This window comes from Planobispora rosea, from assembly GCF_014648175.1.
In the GTDB taxonomy this organism is placed as follows: domain Bacteria; phylum Actinomycetota; class Actinomycetes; order Streptosporangiales; family Streptosporangiaceae; genus Planobispora; species Planobispora rosea.
Window position 1 is genome coordinate 1 of record NZ_BMQP01000067.1, and the last position, 19,175, is coordinate 19,175.

At 71.5% G+C, this 19,175-nt stretch carries 19 protein-coding genes and 1 tRNA gene; 13 read left to right on the plus strand and 7 right to left on the minus strand.

Translation table 11 applies throughout. From position 1 onward, the window contains the following. Nucleotides 1-18 precede the first annotated feature (18 nt). Entirely contained in the window at nucleotides 19-1,566 is a 1,548-nt protein-coding gene (locus IEZ08_RS36910; RefSeq protein ID WP_506330650.1) for an ATP-binding protein, read from the plus strand. Between the two features lie 34 nt (nucleotides 1,567-1,600). On the opposite strand, the gene IEZ08_RS36915 is transcribed toward IEZ08_RS36910, so the two are convergent. Together IEZ08_RS36915 and IEZ08_RS36920 are read right to left on the minus strand one after the other, a co-directional pair. Then, nucleotides 1,601-2,977, minus strand: coding sequence for a sensor histidine kinase (locus IEZ08_RS36915; RefSeq protein WP_068925661.1), 1,377 nt, complete (start codon nucleotides 2,975-2,977; stop codon nucleotides 1,601-1,603). Then, nucleotides 2,974-3,651, minus strand: coding sequence for a response regulator transcription factor (locus IEZ08_RS36920; protein WP_068925659.1), 678 nt, complete (start codon nucleotides 3,649-3,651; stop codon nucleotides 2,974-2,976). The genes IEZ08_RS36915 and IEZ08_RS36920 overlap by 4 nt, the downstream gene beginning before the upstream one ends. 50 nt (nucleotides 3,652-3,701) lie before the next feature. Between IEZ08_RS36920 and IEZ08_RS36925 the strand changes: the two genes are divergently transcribed. Next, nucleotides 3,702-4,445 carry a hypothetical protein gene (locus IEZ08_RS36925; protein WP_189244034.1) on the plus strand — a complete coding sequence of 248 codons (744 nt, stop codon included), beginning with the start codon at nucleotides 3,702-3,704 and terminating at the stop codon, nucleotides 4,443-4,445. A 786-nt stretch (nucleotides 4,446-5,231) separates the two neighbouring features. After that, nucleotides 5,232-5,498: a helix-turn-helix domain-containing protein gene (locus IEZ08_RS36930; protein WP_068929045.1), complete on the plus strand. Its 267-nt coding sequence runs from the start codon at nucleotides 5,232-5,234 to the stop codon at nucleotides 5,496-5,498. Nucleotides 5,499-5,565: 67 nt separating this feature from the next. On the opposite strand, the gene IEZ08_RS36935 is transcribed toward IEZ08_RS36930, so the two are convergent. Continuing rightward, nucleotides 5,566-6,117, minus strand: a complete 552-nt coding sequence (locus tag IEZ08_RS36935) for a 2-thiouracil desulfurase family protein (protein WP_068925655.1) — start codon at nucleotides 6,115-6,117, stop codon at nucleotides 5,566-5,568. A gap of 86 nt (nucleotides 6,118-6,203) precedes the next feature. On the opposite strand from IEZ08_RS36935, the gene IEZ08_RS36940 reads away from it, so the two are divergent. The 5 genes from IEZ08_RS36940 (at nucleotide 6,204) to IEZ08_RS36960 (ending at nucleotide 10,097) form a co-directional block, all read left to right on the plus strand. Further along, entirely contained in the window at nucleotides 6,204-6,566 is a 363-nt protein-coding gene (locus IEZ08_RS36940) for a hypothetical protein (protein WP_068925653.1), read from the plus strand. A 14-nt stretch (nucleotides 6,567-6,580) separates the two neighbouring features. Then, complete coding sequence (locus tag IEZ08_RS36945) at nucleotides 6,581-7,081, plus strand: hypothetical protein (protein ID WP_373294399.1); 501 nt, start codon at nucleotides 6,581-6,583, stop codon at nucleotides 7,079-7,081. A 68-nt stretch (nucleotides 7,082-7,149) separates the two neighbouring features. Next, entirely contained in the window at nucleotides 7,150-7,629 is a 480-nt protein-coding gene (locus IEZ08_RS36950) for an SRPBCC family protein (protein WP_068925651.1), read from the plus strand. Nucleotides 7,630-7,909: 280 nt separating this feature from the next. Further along, the gene (locus IEZ08_RS36955) at nucleotides 7,910-9,145 is read left to right on the plus strand and encodes a CynX/NimT family MFS transporter (protein WP_068925649.1); all 1,236 of its coding nucleotides are present in this window, start codon (nucleotides 7,910-7,912) and stop codon (nucleotides 9,143-9,145) included. A gap of 106 nt (nucleotides 9,146-9,251) precedes the next feature. Then, the gene (locus IEZ08_RS36960; RefSeq protein WP_068925647.1) at nucleotides 9,252-10,097 is read left to right on the plus strand and encodes an alanyl-tRNA editing protein; all 846 of its coding nucleotides are present in this window, start codon (nucleotides 9,252-9,254) and stop codon (nucleotides 10,095-10,097) included. A gap of 35 nt (nucleotides 10,098-10,132) precedes the next feature. On the opposite strand, the gene IEZ08_RS36965 is transcribed toward IEZ08_RS36960, so the two are convergent. Further along, the gene (locus tag IEZ08_RS36965; RefSeq protein ID WP_068925645.1) at nucleotides 10,133-11,296 is read right to left on the minus strand and encodes an NAD(P)-binding protein; all 1,164 of its coding nucleotides are present in this window, start codon (nucleotides 11,294-11,296) and stop codon (nucleotides 10,133-10,135) included. A gap of 62 nt (nucleotides 11,297-11,358) precedes the next feature. After that, nucleotides 11,359-12,249: an RNA polymerase sigma factor SigJ gene (sigJ, locus tag IEZ08_RS36970; RefSeq protein ID WP_189244036.1), complete on the minus strand. Its 891-nt coding sequence runs from the start codon at nucleotides 12,247-12,249 to the stop codon at nucleotides 11,359-11,361. A 192-nt stretch (nucleotides 12,250-12,441) separates the two neighbouring features. On the opposite strand from sigJ, the gene IEZ08_RS36975 reads away from it, so the two are divergent. From IEZ08_RS36975 to IEZ08_RS40050, 4 genes are all read left to right on the plus strand, one after another. Continuing rightward, nucleotides 12,442-12,514, plus strand: a tRNA-Ala gene (locus IEZ08_RS36975). Between the two features lie 183 nt (nucleotides 12,515-12,697). Beyond that, the gene (locus IEZ08_RS36980) at nucleotides 12,698-13,903 is read left to right on the plus strand and encodes a leucine-rich repeat domain-containing protein (RefSeq protein ID WP_189244035.1); all 1,206 of its coding nucleotides are present in this window, start codon (nucleotides 12,698-12,700) and stop codon (nucleotides 13,901-13,903) included. Nucleotides 13,904-14,102: 199 nt separating this feature from the next. After that, complete coding sequence (locus IEZ08_RS36985; RefSeq protein ID WP_068925620.1) at nucleotides 14,103-14,426, plus strand: PadR family transcriptional regulator; 324 nt, start codon at nucleotides 14,103-14,105, stop codon at nucleotides 14,424-14,426. Further along, the gene (locus IEZ08_RS40050; protein WP_068925618.1) at nucleotides 14,423-14,662 is read left to right on the plus strand and encodes a hypothetical protein; all 240 of its coding nucleotides are present in this window, start codon (nucleotides 14,423-14,425) and stop codon (nucleotides 14,660-14,662) included. The genes IEZ08_RS36985 and IEZ08_RS40050 overlap by 4 nt, the downstream gene beginning before the upstream one ends. A 106-nt stretch (nucleotides 14,663-14,768) precedes the next feature. Here IEZ08_RS40050 and IEZ08_RS36995 read toward each other — a convergent pair whose 3' ends face one another. Next, nucleotides 14,769-16,229, minus strand: coding sequence for an endo-1,4-beta-xylanase (locus IEZ08_RS36995; RefSeq protein ID WP_068925616.1), 1,461 nt, complete (start codon nucleotides 16,227-16,229; stop codon nucleotides 14,769-14,771). An 852-nt stretch (nucleotides 16,230-17,081) separates the two neighbouring features. On the opposite strand from IEZ08_RS36995, the gene IEZ08_RS37000 reads away from it, so the two are divergent. Continuing rightward, nucleotides 17,082-18,500 carry a non-reducing end alpha-L-arabinofuranosidase family hydrolase gene (locus IEZ08_RS37000; RefSeq protein ID WP_373294400.1) on the plus strand — a complete coding sequence of 473 codons (1,419 nt, stop codon included), beginning with the start codon at nucleotides 17,082-17,084 and terminating at the stop codon, nucleotides 18,498-18,500. 114 nt (nucleotides 18,501-18,614) lie between these two features. On the opposite strand, the gene IEZ08_RS37005 is transcribed toward IEZ08_RS37000, so the two are convergent. Further along, nucleotides 18,615-19,097 carry a hypothetical protein gene (locus tag IEZ08_RS37005; RefSeq protein ID WP_068925614.1) on the minus strand — a complete coding sequence of 161 codons (483 nt, stop codon included), beginning with the start codon at nucleotides 19,095-19,097 and terminating at the stop codon, nucleotides 18,615-18,617. Nucleotides 19,098-19,175 lie beyond the last annotated feature (78 nt).

The window sequence follows — 19,175 nt, forward strand, 5'->3', positions numbered from 1 at the left end:
CGGAGGTTGGCGCGGCGGTTGACGGTGTTTGCCGGGGGGGCGACGTTGGGGGCGGCTGAGCGGGTGTGCGGGGTGGCCGATGCCGATGGGGTGTTGGCGTCGTTGGTGGACAAGTCGTTGGTGGAGGTGAGTGGGGGTCGGTATCGGATGTTGGAGACGATCCGGGCGTTCTGTGCTGAGCAGTTGACCGCCGCCGGAGAGACCGAACGACTCCGCCGCCTCCACGCCGACCACTGCCTCGATCTGGTGCTGCGAGCCGGACCCCGCCTGCTGGGCGCCGAGCAGCTGGAGTGGCTGGCCCGGCTGGACGCCGAGCGGGACAACCTGCACGCCGCGCTGCGCCGCGCGGTCGAGGCCGCCGACATCGAGCGCGCACTGCGGCTGCTCGCCGGGCTGATGCCGTACTGGTGGCTGCGCGGCCTGCGCAGCGAGGGCGCGGGGGCGGCCCGCGAGCTCGCCCGGCTGGTCGGAACCCGGGTCCCGGCGGGGCTGGAGGAGGAGTACGCCGTGTGCGTCCTCAGCATCGCCTCAAGCGGGTCCCGCGCCGAGTTCGACGAACATCTGCGTAGTGCGGTCGAGGCCGTGCTCGCGGCCGGGCGACCGCCCCGGCAGCCCTTCATGACCATGTTGTGGGGCATGGCTATGGGCATTCCCGACGCCGGTACCCGGGAACCGGTGGCCGACCACCGCTTCCTGGTCGGCTCGGATCCCTGGAGCCAGGCGCTCGGCCGTCTCGGCGACGCGCTCACGCTGCTGTACGGCGGGCGGATCGACGACGCCGAGCGGGAGCTGACCGAGGCGCTCGCGGGGTTCCGGGCGGCCGGGGAACGATGGGGTCTCTCGCTCGTCCATGCCGAGCTGGCCGGGATCGCCGGAGTACGCGGCGATCTCGGCCGGGCCCTGGCGCTGGTCGGCGAGAGCATGGCGGCCTCGCGCGAGCTGGGCGCGGACGACGACGTGGCGGATCGGTTGTGCCTGCGGGCGGAGCTGCGCGCGCGTGCCGGCGACGACGAAGGCGCCCGCCGGGACGGCGAGCGCGCGATGCGGATCGCCCGCCGGGCGGGAGCGGCGGACGTGCTCGCCAGGGCGGAGCAGACCCTGGGCCGCCTGGCCCGGGCCCGGGGAGACCTCGGCGAGGCGCGCCGGATGCTGGAGGCGGCGCTGGCCGCGTGCCCGGGAGGCTGGTTCGGGTTCGAGGAGACCCGCACCCTCATCATGATCGAGCTGGGACTGACGGCGGGGGCCGGGGGAGACGCCGCGACCGCTCTGAACTGGTACCGCGGGGCGCTGGCCGCGGCCGCCGGCCACCAGAACACCGCGATGCTGGCGGCACTGGCCGAGGCGCTCTCCGGCGTCGCCCTGCTGGACGGCGACGGGGACCGCGCGGCGCTGCTGCTCGGCGCGGGTACGGCGCTGCGCGGGACGACGGCCGCCGCGGACGCCGACGTGGCGCGGTTGACGGCGGCGGCCCGCGCCCGGCTCGGCGGCGCGGCGTTCGAGGAGACCTTCACCCGGGGCGCATCGATGGCTCGCGAGGAGGCACTCGCCCTGCTGGGCGTGTGGTGAGGAGACCCCCGCCCTGCGAGGCGCGTGGTGCGGACTACGGGGTCCGGGCCGCGCGTGACCAGCGGGAGCGCCCCAGTCTGCGGACCGCTCCCGGCCAGCGGTTGCGGACCAGTCTCCGGGCGGCGCGCGGCGTGCGGTCCCGGCGGTCGGTACGGAACCACAGCTGAACCCTGGTGCCGCCGAGGGAGGAGCGGTCGATCCGCAGGTCGCCTCCGGAGGACTCGGCGAGCTGGCGGGCGATGTCCAGGCCCAGCCCGGTGGAGCCCGAGCCGCTGGCCCCGCGCCGCAGCGCCGCCGCGGGGTCGGGGATGCCGGGGCCGCCGTCGGCCACCAGGATGCCGACCGTGCCGGAGCCCTGGTGCAGGGTCACGGTGAAGGCCGCGCCCTGCGGGGTGTGCCGGAACACGTTGCCCAGCAGGGCGTCCATCACCGCGCTCAGCTCGGTGGATGCGACCGGGACCCGGACGGGCGCCTCCGCGCCGATCAGCTCCCACCGGCGCTGCTGGTCGTCGGCCAGGGCGGACCAGAAGGTCAGCCGCTCGCGGAGCACCTCGGCCGCGTCGCAGAAGACGAATTCAGGGGCACGCGAGGGCTCCCGGGCCGCCGCGATGATCTGGTCGACCTCGGCCTCCAGCCGGCCGAGGGAGTGCCGGCTCGGCTCCGCCTCGGGGCCCAGGTGGTCGAGGCTGAGCCGCAGCGCGGTCAGCGGCGTGCGCAGCCGGTGCGACAGGTCGGCCGCCATCTCGCGTTCGGCGGCGAGCAACTGGACGACGTGCTCGGCCATCGTGTTGAACGCCTCGCCGGCGGCGACCAGCTCGGGAGGGCCCTCCGGCTCGATGCGGACGGTGAGGTCCCCGGCGCCCAGCGCGCTCGCCGCCCGGCCCAGGCGGCGGGCCGAGCGCACCACCCGGACGCCGAGCCGGTCGGCGACCAGCACCGAGCCCGCGACCAGCACCACCGCCACCCCGGTGAGCACCGCCCAGGAGGAGGTGACGCCCCGGGTGAGTTCCTGGGCGGGCACGAAGACCTCGATGACCACCGTCCGGTTGCCGTCCAGGGTGACCGGGCGGAGCAGGAGGTACCCGCTGTCGGTCTCGGCGGTGACGGCCCGGTTCAACCGGGAGACCGCGGCCACGGTCTGGGCGGGCGCGCGGACCGTGCCGACCGTTCCCCCGTTCGGCAGGTGTACGGCGATGCGGTCCTGCGCACCGGTACTGGCCAGGGCGTGGGGCAGGCGGTCGGGGTTCACGGTGATCGCCAGGACCGGGACGAGGGCCGAGGCCTGCCGCTCGGCCTCGGTCATGGCCCTGGCCGCCGCGCCCTCCCTGACGAAGATCCCCAGGGGGACGAGGAAGGCCAGGGCGATCATCGAGGCCCCGGCGAGCGCGAGCAGGGCGAGGGTCCGTCTCACGGTGGGGCCACCAGCATGACGCCGACCCCGCGTACGGTGTGGAGATACCTCGGGGCCGAGGCGCTCTCGCCGAGCTTGCGGCGCAACCATGACAGGTGCACGTCGATGGTCTGGTCGTCGCCGTAGGACTGCTTCCACACCTCGGTCAGCAGTTCCTTGCGGGAGACCACGCGGTCGGCCCGCGCGGCCAGGTACGCCAGCAGGTCGAACTCCCGGCGCGTCAGCGTGAGCGGAGTGCCGCCCACGGTGGCCTCACGCCGGTTCAGGTCCACCGCGAGATCGCCCACGCGCAGCACCTGCGGCGGGCTCGCGCTCCGCGCCCGCCGGAGCACCGCGTCCAGCCGGGCGTTCAGGTGGTCGCCGGAGAACGGCTTGACCAGGTAGTCGTCCGCCCCGGCCTCCAGCAGCCGGACGATCTCCGCCTCGTTGTCCCGGGCCGTCGCCACGAGGACCGGGACGTTCGACACGCTGCGGATCATCTTCAGCGCCTCCGATCCGTCCAGGTCGGGCAGGCCGAGATCGAGGATCACCGCATCCGGAGGATTCTGGGTGATCTCCCGTAACGCGTCGAGAGCCCGCCCCGCGCTGCGCACGGCATGCTGGCGCCTGCTCAGTTCCTGGATGATCGCGGAGCGCACATACTCGTCGTCTTCCACCACGAGAACGGTCGCCATGAGAGGTAACCGTAGTGAACAAAGAGACATTTGGGGTAATAATTCACCGCATGCGGCAGACGCTTGGTTTTATCGCGGTGTGGTTCGGGGCGACGGTCATGGCGATCTCGATCGCCTGGTTCGGCGTCCGGGACGTGCTGCACAGCGGAGTCTTCGCCGACGCGAGAATCGGCCCCCTGGGGACCGCGGACGACAGGAACGGGGCCGCGCCGCCGCCCTCCTGGCCGTCGTCCGGTCCGGCGGAACCCGTCGGCGCGCCGACCCCCTCTCCGAGCGTGACCGGCACCGCCTCGCCCGGCCCCGCCGCCACCGGACAGGAACCGGGCACCGGTGATCCGGCGCCGTCGCGCGGCCCGGCCGATTCCCCGCCCTCCACCCATCCCGTCGCCTCCGCCGAGCCGACGCAGCGCACCACCTCGGCTCCCCGGCCGAGGCAGACGGCCTCGATGCCCAGCCCGGTCCAGACGACCTCGGCTCCCCGGCCCATGCAGAGCACCACCGCGCCCAGGCCCATGCAGACCACCGCGGTCCCCAAGGCGGCCCAGACGACCTCGGCTCCCAAGCCCACACAGACGGCCCAGGACGTGCAGGTGGTGAAGACCAAGGGCGGCACGGTCTCCTTCACCATCCGCAACGGCGCCTGCCAGCTGGTCTCCGCCGTGCCCAACGCGGGTTATCAGACGAAGGTCGCGCAGAACGACGGCTGGATCCGGGTGGACCTGGTCCAGGGCGAGCACGGCTCGGCCGCCTTCTGCATCGGCCACGAGAACCGTACGGACATCTGGGAGTACTGACAGCCGGGAATGCCGGCCCGCCGGGAGGGCGGGATCCGCGGCTCGATCGTCGGACGGAGCCGGGGTGTGACGCGCGGTGCTGTTCGGCAGGGTTTCAGCGGCGTCATCTGGCAGGGGCAACCGGTGCTGATCACGAGCTCACCCGACGCGGGCGCGTCGGGAAGCTGCTGCGCTCCGTGTCGAAAATCTATCTTCGCCGTAGTAGACATTCGTCGCCATGGATACTATGGTTTCTGACGTCGCAAGGAACGGATTCATCGGGCAGCGGAAGTGGTTATCGGCATTACGACGAACTGCCCGAAGCAGGTTGATGGTGAAGGTTGACGGCAGAAGGTCGGACGTGACGGGCCAACGCAGTGGTAAGGGGCCCAGAACGTGGACGCGCTGCCACAGATGAAGTTGGACCAGTGGTCCGCAAGGGATGAAGGGAGTGTTGACGCCATCAGGATCGCCCGTCGCCGGCTGAGTTGCGCCGCTCGGGTACCGCAGTTCCACAGACAGGAAGGTGGTCTACGGTCACGCATCCGCGATCCGCGCATCACCGCCGCTCAGTACGGCGGTTGCGGAAACAGTAAGCCGGCCCGGTGGGCCGGTAGATGGTGTTGAACTCTTCGGGGCCCGGCGCAACAGGCGCCGGGGCCCCCTGTGCACGTGATGAGAAAGGAATATATGGATCAACGTCGCTCGGCCCCCGAGGGTGACACGCTCACTCAGGGCAGGACTACCGATACGGCCGGGCTCACGGCCGAAGACCGGTTGGAGGATGAGGACTACCCCGCCTACAGCATGGGCGCGGCCGCCGAGATGCTCGGCGTCACCGCGACGTTCCTGCGGGCACTGGGCGCCGCCCGTCTGATCGAGCCGAAACGCTCCAGCGGCGGGCACCGCCGCTACTCCCGCTACCAGCTGCGCCTGGCCGCGCGCGCCCGGGAACTCGTCGACCAGGGCACCCCCGTGGAAGCCGCCTGCCGGATCATCATCCTGGAAGACCAGCTGGCTGAAGCGCTGCGCATCAACGCCGAATACGAACGCGAGCGCGCGGCCGGGGACTGACATCGACGCCGCGCGGGATGCCCTTGTCATCGGCACCGGTCGCTGGTCGGCGGGCTTCGGACTCCGGTCAGCGGTCTCCGGGATCCATGACCCCCGCGGGCTTCACGAGCTCCCCGGGTTCCGCGGACTCCGTGAGCTCGCGGAGCCGGGCTCCCGCCTCGGCGACGTGGTCCTCGTCGAAGACCGCGATGCCGTACGACTCCAGCAGGGCGGTGGTGACGCCCTGGCCGGGCATGCGACGGCCGCGGAAGGTGCCGTCGTAGATGGTCAGGCTGCCGCAGGAGGGGCTGCCCTGCTTCAGGATCGCGATCTTGATGTCGAACGACCTGGCGACCGCGAGCGCGGCCTGGGCCCCGGCGAGGAACGCCGGGGTGACGTCGCTCCCGTCGGCGGCCAGCACCCTGGCGGCGCCGGTGAGCACGGCCGCGCCGCCCGCGCCGCCCTCGATCTCGGCGGCCGGGCGGGGCACGGGCAGCCCGCCCTCGACCTCCGGGCAGAACGGGATCAGGCGTCCCTCGTGCCGCCAGGCGGCCAGAAGCGCGTCGCCGCTCGTCTTGGCGCCCCCGTCATAACGGACTTTCCGTCCCATCAGGCAGGCGCTCACCAGGATTCTCTCCACGGTCTCAGCCTATGCGCCTCGGATCAGGGGGCGGAGCGGGCGGGCAGTACCCTACCTCTCATGTCCGCAAACCTTCTGGTGTCCCGATGATCGGCCCGCTCGCGACCGGTCTGATCGTCCTGGCGCTGCTGATCGCGGTGGTCAGCCTGCTGACGACGGCGATGAACAAGGCGATGGGCAACGTGCTCCTCATCGCGCTCGGTGTGCTGGAGGTCGGGCTCCTCGTCCAGGCGGGATTCCTGATCGCTGCGCTGGTAGGGGGAGAGGGGCCGGCCGAGACGGCCACGTTGATCGGCTACATGGCGGGGACCGTGGTGATCCCGCCGGTCGCGGCCTTCTGGGGGGTGGGCGAGCGCTCCCGCTGGGGCCCGGCCGTGATCGCGGTCGCGGGCTTCGCGATCCCGGGTATGGTCGGCCGGATGTTGCAGCTCTGGCAGGGGATGGCATGAACGGGGGAGACCGCATGAACGGACGGGACGAGCGTGTGGACGAGCCCGTGGGTGAGCGCGGCGTCTCCCCGGCGGCCGGTGCCTCCCCGGTGGCCGGTGCCTCCCCGGTGGCCGGCGTCTCCCCGGCGGCCGTTTCCTCCACGGGCGCCGGGCCGGGCCGGGTTCTGGTCGCGGTCTACGCCGTCTTCGCCCTGGCCGCCGGGTCCCGGGCGGCCGTGCAGATCGCGCGGCAGTTCGACGAGGCCCCGCTGGCCTACTCGTTGTCGGCCTTCGCGGCCGCGGTCTACCTCCTGCTGGCGGTGGCCCTGGCCCGGGGGAACCGTACGCTGGCGCTGGCGGCCTGCGGGATCGAGCTGGCCGGGGTGCTCATCGTGGGCACGTTCAGCCTGCTGGACCCCGAGGCGTTCCCGAAGGCGACGGTCTGGTCCGGCTTCGGGAGCGGTTACGTGTTCATTCCGCTCGTCCTGCCGCTGCTCGGCCTGTTCTGGTTGTCGCGCCGTAGGCGGACCGCGTAGCCGATGACGAGTTAGGCCCGCGCCGCAGCGGGCAGTGCAGCCTTCGATCCCGACAGGAAGGCGAAACTGTGAGCACCATCGAGCAGTCCATCGACGTGAACGTGCCGATCAGGACGGCCTACAACCAGTGGACGCAGTTCGAGAGCTTCCCCGAGTTCATGGAAGGCGTCGAGTCGGTCAAGCAGCTGAGCAACACGCGCACGGCGTGGATCGTGGAGATCGCCGGGGTCCGCCGCGAGTTTGAGGCGGAGATCACCGAGCAGCACCCCGACGAGCGGGTGGCCTGGAAGTCGCTGGACCGGCCGCACCAGGCGGGTGTGGTGACCTTCCACCACCTCACGCCGGACACGACCCGTGTCACGCTCCAGATGGAGTACGACCCGGAGGGCTTCGCCGAGACGGTCGGCGACTGGCTGCAGATCGTCCGCCTGCGGGTCCGCGGCGACCTGGAGCGGTTCAAGACGTTCATCGAGGCACGCGGCGTCGAGAGCGGCGGCTGGCGCGGGGACGTCTCCGGCCCGCAGGACCGCGGCGTCTCCGGCCTGTAGAACGCGGCGTCTCCGGCCTGTAGAACGCGGCGGCGTCTCCGGCCTGTAGGACGGGCACGGGTGCCTCCGGGTAGCCGGTTCCCGCCCATCCCCGGCTGGCGACTCCGAACGTCCACCGGCAGCCCGGGTTCCTCTCTGTCAACGGAGGGGGGTCCGGGCTTTCACGTTGTCAGGAGTTGGCGGGGGACCCCGGGGGTCAGGAACAAATCAGGATTTCAGTCCTGTTACAGTTTGGGTCAGCCAATCATCCTATGAATCTGTGACGGAGGACTGAACCCGCATGAGCGTGCTCACCCAGGAGACCCGGGGCCGCACCGAAGGCACGACAGGGACACGATCCCTCGCCTGGCTGCTCGTGCTGGGAATCGTCCTCGCCGCGCTGAACCTGCGCACCGCGGTCGCCAGCGTCGGGCCGGTCCTCGACCACATATCGGCCGGCCTGGGCATGTCCGGTGCCGGAGTCGGGCTGCTCACCGCCCTGCCCGTCCTCATCTTCGCCACGGTCGGCGCGGTCACCCCGGCACTGGCCAGGAAGGCCGGCGAGCACCGCCTGCTGCTGCTCGCCCTGGTCGCCCTCGGCGCGGGCCTGCTGATCCGCGCGATGGTGGACTCGGCCGAGGTGTTCCTGTTCAGCAGCGCCCTGGCGCTGTCCGGCGGCGCGGTGGGCAACGTGCTCATCCCCACCCTGATCAAGCGTCACTTCCCGCGCCGGGCCGGGACCATGACCACCGTCTACACCACCGCCCTCGCGGTCGGCACGATGCTCGCCGCCGCCGCGACCGTGCCGATCGAGCGGGCCGCCGACGGCAACTGGCACGTCGCGCTGGGCGTGTGGGCGGCGCTGGCCGCCGTCGCCGCGATCCCCTGGATCGCCCTGCTGCGCAGCGAGCCCGCGCCGGGCGCCGACGCCGGGGGCTTCGGCCTGCGTACGCTGCTCCGCAGCAGACTGGCCTGGGCGGTCGCCCTGTATTTCGGCGCCCAGAGCATGGTCGCCTACATCATGTTCGGCTTCCTCTCCACGATCCTCACTGACGGCGGCCTCAGCACCGGCCAGGCCGGGCTGCTGCTGGGCGCGTTCACCGCGATCGGCATCCCGGTCGCGATGGCCGCGCCGTCGGTGGCCACGAGGTTCGCCGACCAGCGGCCCGCGGTGGCGGTGTTCGTGGCGTTCTACGTGGCCGGTTTCCTCGGCCTCTGGCTGGCCCCCGCATCCTGGGCGCTGCTCTTCGTGCTCCTGGTCGGGATCGGGATGGGATCCTTCCCGCTGGCGCTGACCATGCTCGCGCTGCGCACCAGGACCCCCGAGGCCACCGCCGCGCTCTCCGCGTTCGGGCAGAGCATCGGGTACCTCATCGCGGGCGCCGGCCCGCTCGTGGTCGGTGTGATGCACGAGGCGACCGGCGGCTGGACGGCGCCGTTCCTGCTGCTGTTCGCGGTGGTCGCGGTGCAGCTGGCCGTCGGCCTGTACGCGGGCCGCTCCCGCTACCTGGAGGACGAGCGGGCGCCGGCCCGCTGACCTCCGCGCCGGCGGCCCGCCCGGACGGGAGTACGGCCTGCGCCTCCTCGGGGGCGGCGCAGGCCGTACCGGTTCCGGACGGGGACCGTGCTGAGAGGATGGGGAGATGAAGATCGACACATCGACGCTGGTCACCTATCCCGCGGGGGAGACCAGGGGACGCTCGGCCGTCGTGGGGGTCGTGCCGGTGGGGGACCGGTACGGAGTGATCGTCGCCGAGACCCCGTTCCACCCCCTCGACCACACCTGGCCGGACCAGCCCGCCGACACCGGCACGATCGGCGGGGCGGCGGTCACCGACTGCGTCACCGGGGCCGTACGGGACGGCGAGCAGACCGTCCACCTCGGCGCGGACATCCCGGCCCGCCGGGGCGAGCCCGGATGGAGCTGGCTGGTCGTCCACGTCACCGGCGCGCCCCTGGAGGGGGAGGTCGACCTGGTGGTGGACGCCGGGCGCCGCCGGGCCCTGTCGGCCGGGCACACCGGCTGCCACCTGGCGGCCCTCGCGCTCAACGCCGCGCTGGCCGGCCGCTGGCGCAAGGAGGTCCCCGCCGACGGGCTGGGCAACCCCGACTTCGACCAGACGGCCATCACCTCTTCACGGATCGAGCCGTACGGCAGCCGCGACGTCTACCGGCTGGGAAAGTCCCTGCGCCGCAAGGGCTTCACCGCCGACGGCCTGGCCGAGGACCTCCCGGAGATCGCCCGGCGGACCGGGGACCTGCTCAAGGAGTGGATCGCGGCCGACGCCCCGGTCCGGATCGACAGCCCCGGCGCCGAGCTGACCGCGCGCCGCACCTGGCGCTGCGGCCTGCCCGGGGGCGAGGTGGGCATCCCCTGCGGGGGCACCCACCTGTCCCGTACCTCCGAACTCGGTGCGGCCGCCGTCAGCCTGCGGCTCTCGGCCGACGGCGCCGAGCTGACCATGATCACCACGCTCTCCCCGCCCTGACCCGTACGTCCGCGGCGGGGCGGGCATCGAGGAGGTCAGGCCGCCACGGGTGAGCCGACGGCGCGCAGCGCCGCCCGCGCCGCGCTCAGGGCGCTGTGCGTGGAGACCTCGCTGAGCATTCCGGGAGCCGCGACCGCGTCGCCGGCCAGCCAGACGCCGTCGCCCCGGTCGATCGCCGGGCGGTCCCGCCACGAGAGGCCGGGCAGGTCCAAGGCGCCGCTCCGGCCGTTCGCCACCGCCTCCCGCCGCCACGTGGCGCGCTCCCGCCAGCCGGGCAGGGAGAGGTCGGCCAGGCGCTCCAGCCGGGCGAGCCCCTGGGCCTTCGTCTCGCCCGCCCGCAGCGGCAGCTCCAGCTGGGCGAGGGTGTGCCCGGCCGGGGCGAGGGTGCGGTCGGCCAGGCCGTACTGCTCGACGAACCCGCCCTCGTCCAGGTCGGAGGCGAAGAACACGTCCTTCGAGCTCCGGGTGAGCCCGAGGTCGAGCAGGACCGCCCGGCCGCTCTCCCAGCGCAGGGACTCGTCGCCCAGCAGGGTCCTGGCCGCCTCCAGCGAGGTCGCGACGATCACGGGGGTGTCCTCCGGCAGGCGGTCCACCCGCGCGCCGGTCTCGATCCGCACGCCCAGCCCGCGGGCGTGGCCGGCCATCCGGTCGATCACCTTCTGCCAGCCGCCGACGACGTAGCGCGGGGCCGGATACTGCGGCGCGCTCGCCCGCAACGCCCGCTCCCAGACGAACGCGGCCGACAGCCGCCCGGGGTCGGCGTCGAAGGTGATGACACCGACGAGCCCGCAGGCCGCCCGCATGGCCTCTTCGCCGAAACGCTCCGTGGCCCAGCTCCGGAAGTCCCGGTCCACCGGGGCCACGAGCTTCCGCTTGGTGAGCGCGCTCACCAGCGACCAGGGAGGGGTCAGGGCCAGGCGGCCGCCGTACCGGAACCGGGCCCGCGCGATCTCGCCGAGCGTCGGCTTGCGGAACGGCTGGACCAGCCCCCGGGCCGCCATCCAGCGCCACGGCTCGCCGTCGGAGTAGAACACGTGCGGCCCGTCGTTGGCGATGTACGGCGCGGCGGACGAGCGGGCCCGCCCGCCCAGGACCCGGTGGGCCTCGTGGAGGATGACGGCGGCGCCGCCCTCGGCGCACGCGATGGCCGCGGTGAGCCCGGCGAGGCCGCCGCCGATGATGGTGATCTCTCGTCTCATGCCCTCACGACGCGGCGCGTGAGGGCATTCGTGACATCGCTTTCGGTATCAGGCTTCCGGCATCAGAGACGAGAGAGTTTCTCCGGGTTGGAGATGAGATAGACCGTCTCGATGAGGCCGTCCCGGATGACCAGGGAGAACAGCGTGACGGGCCGCCCGCCTGCGGTGACCACGGCCGCCGGGGCGCCGTTGACCTCGGGGAACTCCACGGCGACCCCGCCGGTCGCCGTGACGCCGATGGAGTCCAGGAAACGCCGGGCGCCCGCCTCGCTCGCGATCGAGGTGAGGAGGCGTGCGATCTTCTCGGCGCCGCCGACGGTCCGCAGCGGGGCTCTGGCCTTCCCGCCGCCGTCGCCCACCAGCGTGGCGTCGGCGGTGAGCATCGAGATGAGCCCCTCCAGGTCCCCGCCCGCGGCGGCGCCGACGAAGCGCTCGGTGATCTCACGGCGCCGGGCCCGGTCCACGTCGAAGCGGGGCCGCCGCTCCTCGACGTGCCGCCTGGCCCGGCGGCCGAGCTGCCGGGCGGTCGCCTCGCCGCGCCCGATCGCCTCGCCGATCTCCGCGTACGGCAGGCCGAACGCCTCCCGCAGCACGAACACCGCCCGCTCCAGCGGGGACAGGGTCTCCAGCACCACCAGCAGCGCCAGCTCCACCGACGTGGTCAGCTCGACCCGCTCGTCCACGCCCGGGGCCGTGGCGACCGGTTCGGGCAGCCACTCGCCGACGTAGGACTCCCGCCGGGCCCCGATCCGCCGCAGCCGGTCGATGGACAACCGCGTGGTCACCCTGATGAGGTAGGCCCGGTCGTCCTCGACGACGTCGGCGTCCACCCCCGACCAGCGCAGCCACGCCTCCTGCACGACGTCCTCGGCGTCGGCGGCACTGCCCAGGATCCGGTAGGCGACCCCGATCAGCAGATCGCGGTGCTCCTCGAAGCGCTCGACGGTCGTCATCGTCATAGAAGGACAGACGTATCACGGACCCCTCCGCGTGACACATCACGAGATGGATATTCCAGACACTTCCCGTCACACCGCCCCGCCGCCCGGCCCTCCCGGCGCGGGAATTGATGGCGCGAGGCGGGCCCGGAGTCCGCTAGGATTTTCTCAGTGCCGCGCTCGACGAGGGCGCGCCACACACAACAAGGGGCTATGGCGCAGTTGGTAGCGCGCTTCCATGGCATGGAAGAGGTCTGGGGTTCGAATCCCCATAGCTCCACACCAGGGCCGTTCTTGAAATGGCCCGAAGCACGTTGACGAGATCCCGCCGATCGCCTCGATCGGCGGGATCTCGTCGTTTCTCCGGACGGCGTGACCGTCGGCGGGCTCTTGCGAGCGGGTGCGACGGTCGTGGAGAAGGGTGCCGGCGGTGGGCGGCCGTGACAGCCCCTACACTCTCGCCATGCAGTGGGAAGCCGAGCACTTCGCCGCCGCCGCACGGCGGCTCGACGACGCCGTCGCCTGCCTGCGCGCGCAGGCAGGCGACGGCGCCGCAGCACTGGAGTATTTCGGCAACCTCGACGTGACCGTGCCGCAGGTCCGGTCGTGGCTGAACGAGCTGGTGGCAACCCGCGACTTCGACTACGGAGTACCCCCGGTCTACGGCCTGCTGTTCGCCCAGGCATGGCAGCTGGCGTCGTCCGCTGAGCGGCTTTCCGCCTTCCCCGGCACCGCGCAGCGCGACGAAACCGGCTGGTGCGTCCGCCGGCCGACAGTGTGGTTCGGAGACACCCGCATCGAGGCGGATCTGGAGCTTCGCGCGCCTTTGGTGGTACTCGGCGACCTCACCGTCGAGGGCCTGCTGGACGATGGCGATGTCAGTTGCAGCTATCTCGCGGTCGCGGGCGACCTTCGGGCCCGGGCCATCAGCAGCGCGGCCGACCATCTGGTGCTGGGCGACATCGCCGCTGATGTGATCTTCTGTTTCACCAACGACGGCTCTCTTGTGGCCGGGCGAGACATCGTGGCCGACCTGTTCGTCCCGGCCGAACACGCCTACGGCCACTTCGGTGAGCTGCGGGCCCGCTGCCTGGGTGAGGGCCATCGCCGCGACGTCATCGCCGAGCAGGTCGCGCCGTGGCTGCCCGAGGGCTACGTCCGCCTGGGCGAGGCGGATGATCCGGTGGACGTCCACCGCATCCTGGCCGAGGCCGCCGCCGGCTCCTCCCCGGTGCTGCCCCGTCCCCGGACGGTGGCCTTTCCCCTGCCCGCCCCGCTGGCCGCGGCCCTGGCCGCACCGGATGCGATCACCGAGGTGGATCTGTCCGGCGAACGCCTGCACCGCCTCCCCGAAGCGCTCGCCACGTTGACCGGCCTCGTCCGGCTCAACCTGCAAGACACCCCGCTGACCGGCCTGGACGGGATCGGCGGCGCCCATCGTCTGCAGTGGCTGTCGATCAGGAAGACCCCGGTGGAGTCGCTGGCACCGCTGCTGGCCCTGCCGCATCTGACCTACCTGGATGTGTCCTACTGCGCCGGTGTGACGGACTGGCCGGTCCTGGCCGATCTGCCCGGACTGCAGACGGTGGTGGCGCACGGCTGCCGGCTGCCGGCCGAGGTACGCCTGACGCTTGCCGAGCGGCTCGGCGCCGGATTGATCGGTCAGTGATGCCGCGACGCGGATGACCGCGCCTGCAGCGGCCGCCAGTCGCTGAGCCGGACAGCCCGACGGCGGTGACCCGCACGCTCCGATCGGGAGGCCTCCCGGCACGGCAGGACCGGCTCGGGGCTGGACGGTCCTGCCCGCAGGGGCGTCGGTTCCGGCCGGATGTTGCGGATACTTCGTTCAACGGAATAACGCCCGTCCCATGCCGAGGGGAACGTCAGAAGTCAGCGAGCCGATGTACTTCGCGCTGGCCGCGCTCCGTGCCGGGCCGCTGCACGGGCACGCGATCAGTCAGTCGATCAGGGAGCTGTCGGGAGGCCGGGGGCGGCCGTCCGTCGGCACCCTCTACGGCATCCTGGAGCGCCTGAACGAGCGAGGCGTGATCACCGTGGACCGCGAGGAGGTGGTCAACGGCCGCAACCGCCGCTACTTCCGGATCACCGACGAGGGTCAGGCGCTCGTGGAGGCCGAGGCCAGGCGGATGCAGGCCGCCGCCTCCCTCGTCCTGCGTCTGTCCGGTACGTGACCGCGGCCGAGCCGGCCCGTGTCACGACCGCGCTGGAGCGGCGCTACCGCCGGTTGCTGCTGGCCTATCCCCGGCAGTACCGCGCGGCGCAGTCCGCCGTCAAGCAGTGGACGCCGCTCCTCGACGTGCGGCTGGCGGCCGCCGCCCCGGTCGCCGGAGCTCTCGTGGGTCTGCTGGCCGGGCTCTACCCCGCGCTGAGGGCGGCCAGGGTGGAGCCGGTGGACGCGCTCAGGTGAGCCGTCCGGGATCGGGGGCGCGGAGGCGCAGCCGGATGGCACCGGGGTCCGCCCCGAAGCCGCCGATCCGGCTGCGCCTCCGCCTCATGCCCTGACCTTCCGGCCTTTAGGCCCGGTTCCAGGTCCACTTCTGGTTGTTACCGCCCCAGCAGGAGTAGAGCTGGAGCTGGGCGCCGTTGCCGGTGCCGGCGGCGTCCAGGCACAACCCCGACTGCACGCCGACGATGGAGCCGTCCGGGTTGAGGCGCCACTTCTGGTTGTCGCCGCCCCAGCAGGAGTAGATCTGCACCTTGGCGCCGTTGCCGGTGCCGGCGGCGTCCAGGCACCTGTTGCCGTAGACGCGGATCTCCTGCGCGGACGTGGAGGACCACTGCTGGTTGGAATTGGAGTGACAGTCCCACAGCTGGAGCTGCGTGCCGTCGGTCGTCGTGGCGTTCGGCACGTCCACGCACCGCCCGGACGCCACGCCCCGGATCTGTCCCGCGCCGGGGTTCTGCGTGGGCGACGTGGTCGGCGTGGGGGAGGGGCCCGCGTTGTTGAGCGCGTTCAGGACGGAGTTGTACGCGGCCTTCTTGTTGCCGTTGCCGTCGAAGAGCAGGGGGCTGGCCCCGGCGCCGAGCCAGGAGTCGCTGTCGCGGACCCCCCAGACCGTGATGCCAGTGCAACGCGGCACCGCCAGGCAGTCGTTGACGACGTTGGCGTACGTGGTGGCCGAGCCGCCCTGGATGTCCAGCTCGGTGATCTGCACGTCGACGCCCAGGGCCGCGAAGCTCTGGATGGTCGTGCGGTAGTTGCTGTTGTAGGGGCTGTTGCTGTTGAAGTGCGACTGCAGGCCGACGCAGTCGATCGGCACGCCGCGCTGCTTGAAGTCGCGGACCATGTTGTAGACGCCCTGCGTCTTGGCCCAGTTCCAGTTGTCGATGTTGTAGTCGTTGTAGCACAGCTTGGCGGACGGGTCGGCGGCCCGCGCGGTGCGGAAGGCCACCTCGATCCAGTCGTTGCCGGTCCGCTGGAGGTTGGAGTCGCGCCGGCCGCCGGAGTTTCCGTCGGCGTAGGCCTCGTTGACGACGTCCCAGGCGTAGATCTTGCCCCTGTAGTGCCCCATCACGCCGTTGATGTGGTTGATCATCGCCTGGCGGAGGCTGCTGCCGGAGAGCGCCTGCATCCAGCCCGGCTGCTGGGAGTGCCAGGCGAGCGTGTGCCCGCGCACCCGCTTGCCGTTCTGCACCGCCCAGTTGTAGACCCGGTCGCCGGCGCTGAAGTTGAACTGTCCCCGGTTGGGTTCCGTGGCGTCGATCTTCATCTCGTTCTCGGCGGTGATCATGTCGAACTCGCGGTTCGCGATCGTCGTGTACGTCTGGTCGCCCAGCCTGCCGGCGGCGATGGCCGTGCCGAAGTACCTGCCGCTCTGCTGGGCGGCGGCGGCCAGCGTGCTCGCCGCCGCGTCTGCGGGAGCTGCCGTCATCAGCGCCGTCGCCACGACGCCCGCGACGCCCACGGCGCCCACGATCCTGCGGAGGGAACCGGGACGTCCGTGCGCGGATGAAGGTGAAGCCTTCATGCCCATGCCTGACTCCATACTGAAATCACGGAAAGAGGGATGTGCGGGAACCCGGCGAACGACGCCGCGCCCCGGACCGGAGGCGCACACCACGATGGCGTCATGACCGGCGGCCCTCGCCGATCACCACATCAGACAGGGCCGACCGCCTCGGGGATCAGTGTGGAAACGTAACCGAAATCTGTCAATACCTGGGCGAAACTTTCGAATCAGCCATCTTGGGCACGGCTCTCATCGGCGGCGCGGGAGGGGCGCGAGAAGCTTCTGGGAAGCGGCTTAGTGGAAAAGTCGCCGATATCGGCGGTGAAAATTTCACTACTTCACCGCAAGTTGCGGAGGCGTTGGATCGGCCGTACAGCTGGGGATGCCTGCCCGGCGCGGTCATGCGCGAGATCGCCGCCCTCTTGACGGCTCCCGGGTCCGCCGTATTTACTCGCCGCCACCACCACTGAAGACGCCGGGGTATCGAAGGAGAGTCCCACCGCATGATGTTAGCGTTAACATGGATCCCCGCCCATGGGACGCGCAAAGTCGTCAGGCCTGGGGGGCATCACACTCCCGGGTCGTTCCGTGCCCGCCCCCTGCCTTCGCCGGGGGCGGCCCCTCGCCGGCGCCGCACCGGACCGCCGGGTGCACTCCCGGCAGCGCGCTCGGCGGAGCAGGTCGCCCAGCTCCGCAGGCTTTGATGTTAGCGCTAACACACTGTCCGAGAACGATTCTCCACGCGGACGACCACGGGCGCCCTCGCCGAGAGGCCGATCCGCCGGACGCGTGACCGGCAGCCCGGCCACCACCCCCCATTCCCAAGGAGCTCCGGAGCACATCGTGAAATCCAGATCGCTGGCCGTCCTGGCGACGGTGTCCGCCTTACTGACGAGCCTGTTCGTCGCCGTGCAGATCCAGCCCGCCCACGCGGCCACCGTCGACACCAACGCCTGGTACGTCCTGGTCAACCGCAACAGCGGAAAGGCCCTGGACGTCTACAACCTCTCGACCGCCGACGGCGGCCGCATCACCCAGTGGAGCCGTAACAACGGCAACCAGCAGCAGTGGCAGTTCGTCGACTCCGGCAACGGCTACTACCGCATCAAGTCCCGCCATTCCGGCAAGGTGCTGGACGTCCACAACTGGTCGACCGCCAACGGCGGATCGATCGTGCAGTGGGCCGATCTCAACGGCACCAACCAGCAGTGGCGGCTGGCCGACAGCCCGGACGGCCACGTGAGGTTCGTCTCGCGCCACAGCAACAAGGCCCTGGAGGTCCAGGGCGGCTCCACCGCCGACGGCGCGAACATCGTCCAGTACGACGACTGGGGCGGCGCCAACCAGCAGTGGCAGCTCGTCAAGGTGGACGGCGGCGACCCCGGTACGTGCGCGCTTCCGTCGACGTACCGCTGGACGTCGACGGGCCCGCTGGCGCAGCCGCGGTCGGGGTGGGTCTCGCTCAAGGACTTCACCGTCGCTCCCTACAACGGCAGGCACCTCGTCTACGCGACGACGCACGACACGGGAACGAGATGGGGCTCGATGAACTTCGGCCTCTTCACCAACTGGTCCGACATGGCCTCGGCGAGCCAGAACGCGATGTCCTTCTCCGCTGTCGCGCCGACGCTCTTCTACTTCGCCCCGAAGAACACCTGGGTGCTCGCCTACCAGTGGGGCAGGACCGCCTTCTCCTACCGGACCTCGAACGACCCCGCCAACCCGAACGGCTGGTCGTCCGAGCAGGTGCTCTTCTCCGGAAGCATCTCCGGCTCCGGAACGGGACCCATCGATCAGGCGCTCATCGGTGACGGCACGAACATGTACCTGTTCTTCGCGGGGGACAACGGCAAGATCTACCGGGCCAGCATGCCGATCGGGAACTTCCCGGGCAGCTTCGGCACGGCATCGACGGTGGTCATGAGCGACACGACGAACAACCTGTTCGAAGCCGTTCAGGTCTACAAGCTCCAGGGCCAGAGCCGATACCTCATGATCGTCGAGGCGATCGGCTCGCAGGGCCGCTACTTCCGCTCGTTCACGGCCACCAGTCTGAGCGGTTCGTGGACGCCGCAGGCCGCGACCGAGAGCAATCCCTTCGCGGGCAAGGCCAACAGCGGCGCCACCTGGACCAACGACATCAGCCACGGCGAGCTGATCCGTACCGGCCCCGACCAGACCATGACCGTCGATCCCTGCAACCTGCAGCTGCTCTACCAGGGACGCAGCCCCAACTCCGGCGGTGACTACGGCCTGCTGCCCTACCGGCCGGGTGTGCTGACGCTGCAGCGCTGACGGCGCGTGACACGGGCCCGGTTCGGACTGCGGAACCGGCGGTGCGGCACGGACCCGGCTCGGGTGGAGCCGGTGTGGCGGGCTCGGCGCGAGGCCGGGCCCGCCACCTCGACATCAGCCGGCCGGGAAGAGCCGGTGCAGGAGTGTGCGGCCCGGCATGGCCGGGGCCGCACGCACGCCCACGGCGAACATCTCCGGGTCGTCGAACACGGGTTCTCCGCTGGGGCGGCGGGCGTACGGGACGCGCCCGTAGTCCACGCCGTCGCCTTCGTCGAAGCTCATCCAGGTGATCGTCTCCTGTTCCCCTTCGCGCAGAGGGTGGTTGGACACGGCCCGGCTGTAGACGGTGTCAGCTGCGGCGACCCACACCAACGGGACGGCGAAGACCCATCGTGTCGCCTGGATCTCCTGTGCTCTGGCGGCCGCCCGCGTCTCGAACGAGAGGGCGGACCGCGGATCGCGGAGGTAGTCGTAGTCGCTGAGCACGAGCTTCTGCTCCCCTTCGAGAGCGACGATCGCGGGGCAGCCGCGGGCGGCGATGTTCTGCTGCAGACGCTCGAGCACGTCGAAGAGCAGCGCGGCCGTCTCGTCGTTCATCGGAGGCGTCAGACTTCCTCGACGCTGCTCGGCTCGCGCCGGGACAGGTCGATGCCGAGCTCCTCCGCGGCGCGGAAG

Coding starts and splice junctions, on each gene's coding strand:
- IEZ08_RS36920 (WP_068925659.1), bottom strand. CDS start 3,651: ATGGCGACCGTTCTCGTGGTGGAAGACGACGAGTATGTGCGCTCCGCG.
- IEZ08_RS36925 (WP_189244034.1), top strand. CDS start 3,702: ATGCGGCAGACGCTTGGTTTTATCGCGGTGTGGTTCGGGGCGACGGTC.
- IEZ08_RS36930 (WP_068929045.1), top strand. CDS start 5,232: ATGGGCGCGGCCGCCGAGATGCTCGGCGTCACCGCGACGTTCCTGCGG.
- IEZ08_RS36940 (WP_068925653.1), top strand. CDS start 6,204: ATGATCGGCCCGCTCGCGACCGGTCTGATCGTCCTGGCGCTGCTGATC.
- IEZ08_RS36945 (WP_373294399.1), top strand. CDS start 6,581: ATGAACGGACGGGACGAGCGTGTGGACGAGCCCGTGGGTGAGCGCGGC.
- IEZ08_RS36955 (WP_068925649.1), top strand. CDS start 7,910: ATGAGCGTGCTCACCCAGGAGACCCGGGGCCGCACCGAAGGCACGACA.
- IEZ08_RS36960 (WP_068925647.1), top strand. CDS start 9,252: ATGAAGATCGACACATCGACGCTGGTCACCTATCCCGCGGGGGAGACC.
- IEZ08_RS36965 (WP_068925645.1), bottom strand. CDS start 11,296: ATGAGACGAGAGATCACCATCATCGGCGGCGGCCTCGCCGGGCTCACC.
- sigJ (WP_189244036.1), bottom strand. CDS start 12,249: ATGACGACCGTCGAGCGCTTCGAGGAGCACCGCGATCTGCTGATCGGG.
- IEZ08_RS36980 (WP_189244035.1), top strand. CDS start 12,698: ATGCAGTGGGAAGCCGAGCACTTCGCCGCCGCCGCACGGCGGCTCGAC.
- IEZ08_RS36985 (WP_068925620.1), top strand. CDS start 14,103: ATGCCGAGGGGAACGTCAGAAGTCAGCGAGCCGATGTACTTCGCGCTG.
- IEZ08_RS36995 (WP_068925616.1), bottom strand. CDS start 16,229: ATGGGCATGAAGGCTTCACCTTCATCCGCGCACGGACGTCCCGGTTCC.
- IEZ08_RS37005 (WP_068925614.1), bottom strand. CDS start 19,097: ATGAACGACGAGACGGCCGCGCTGCTCTTCGACGTGCTCGAGCGTCTG.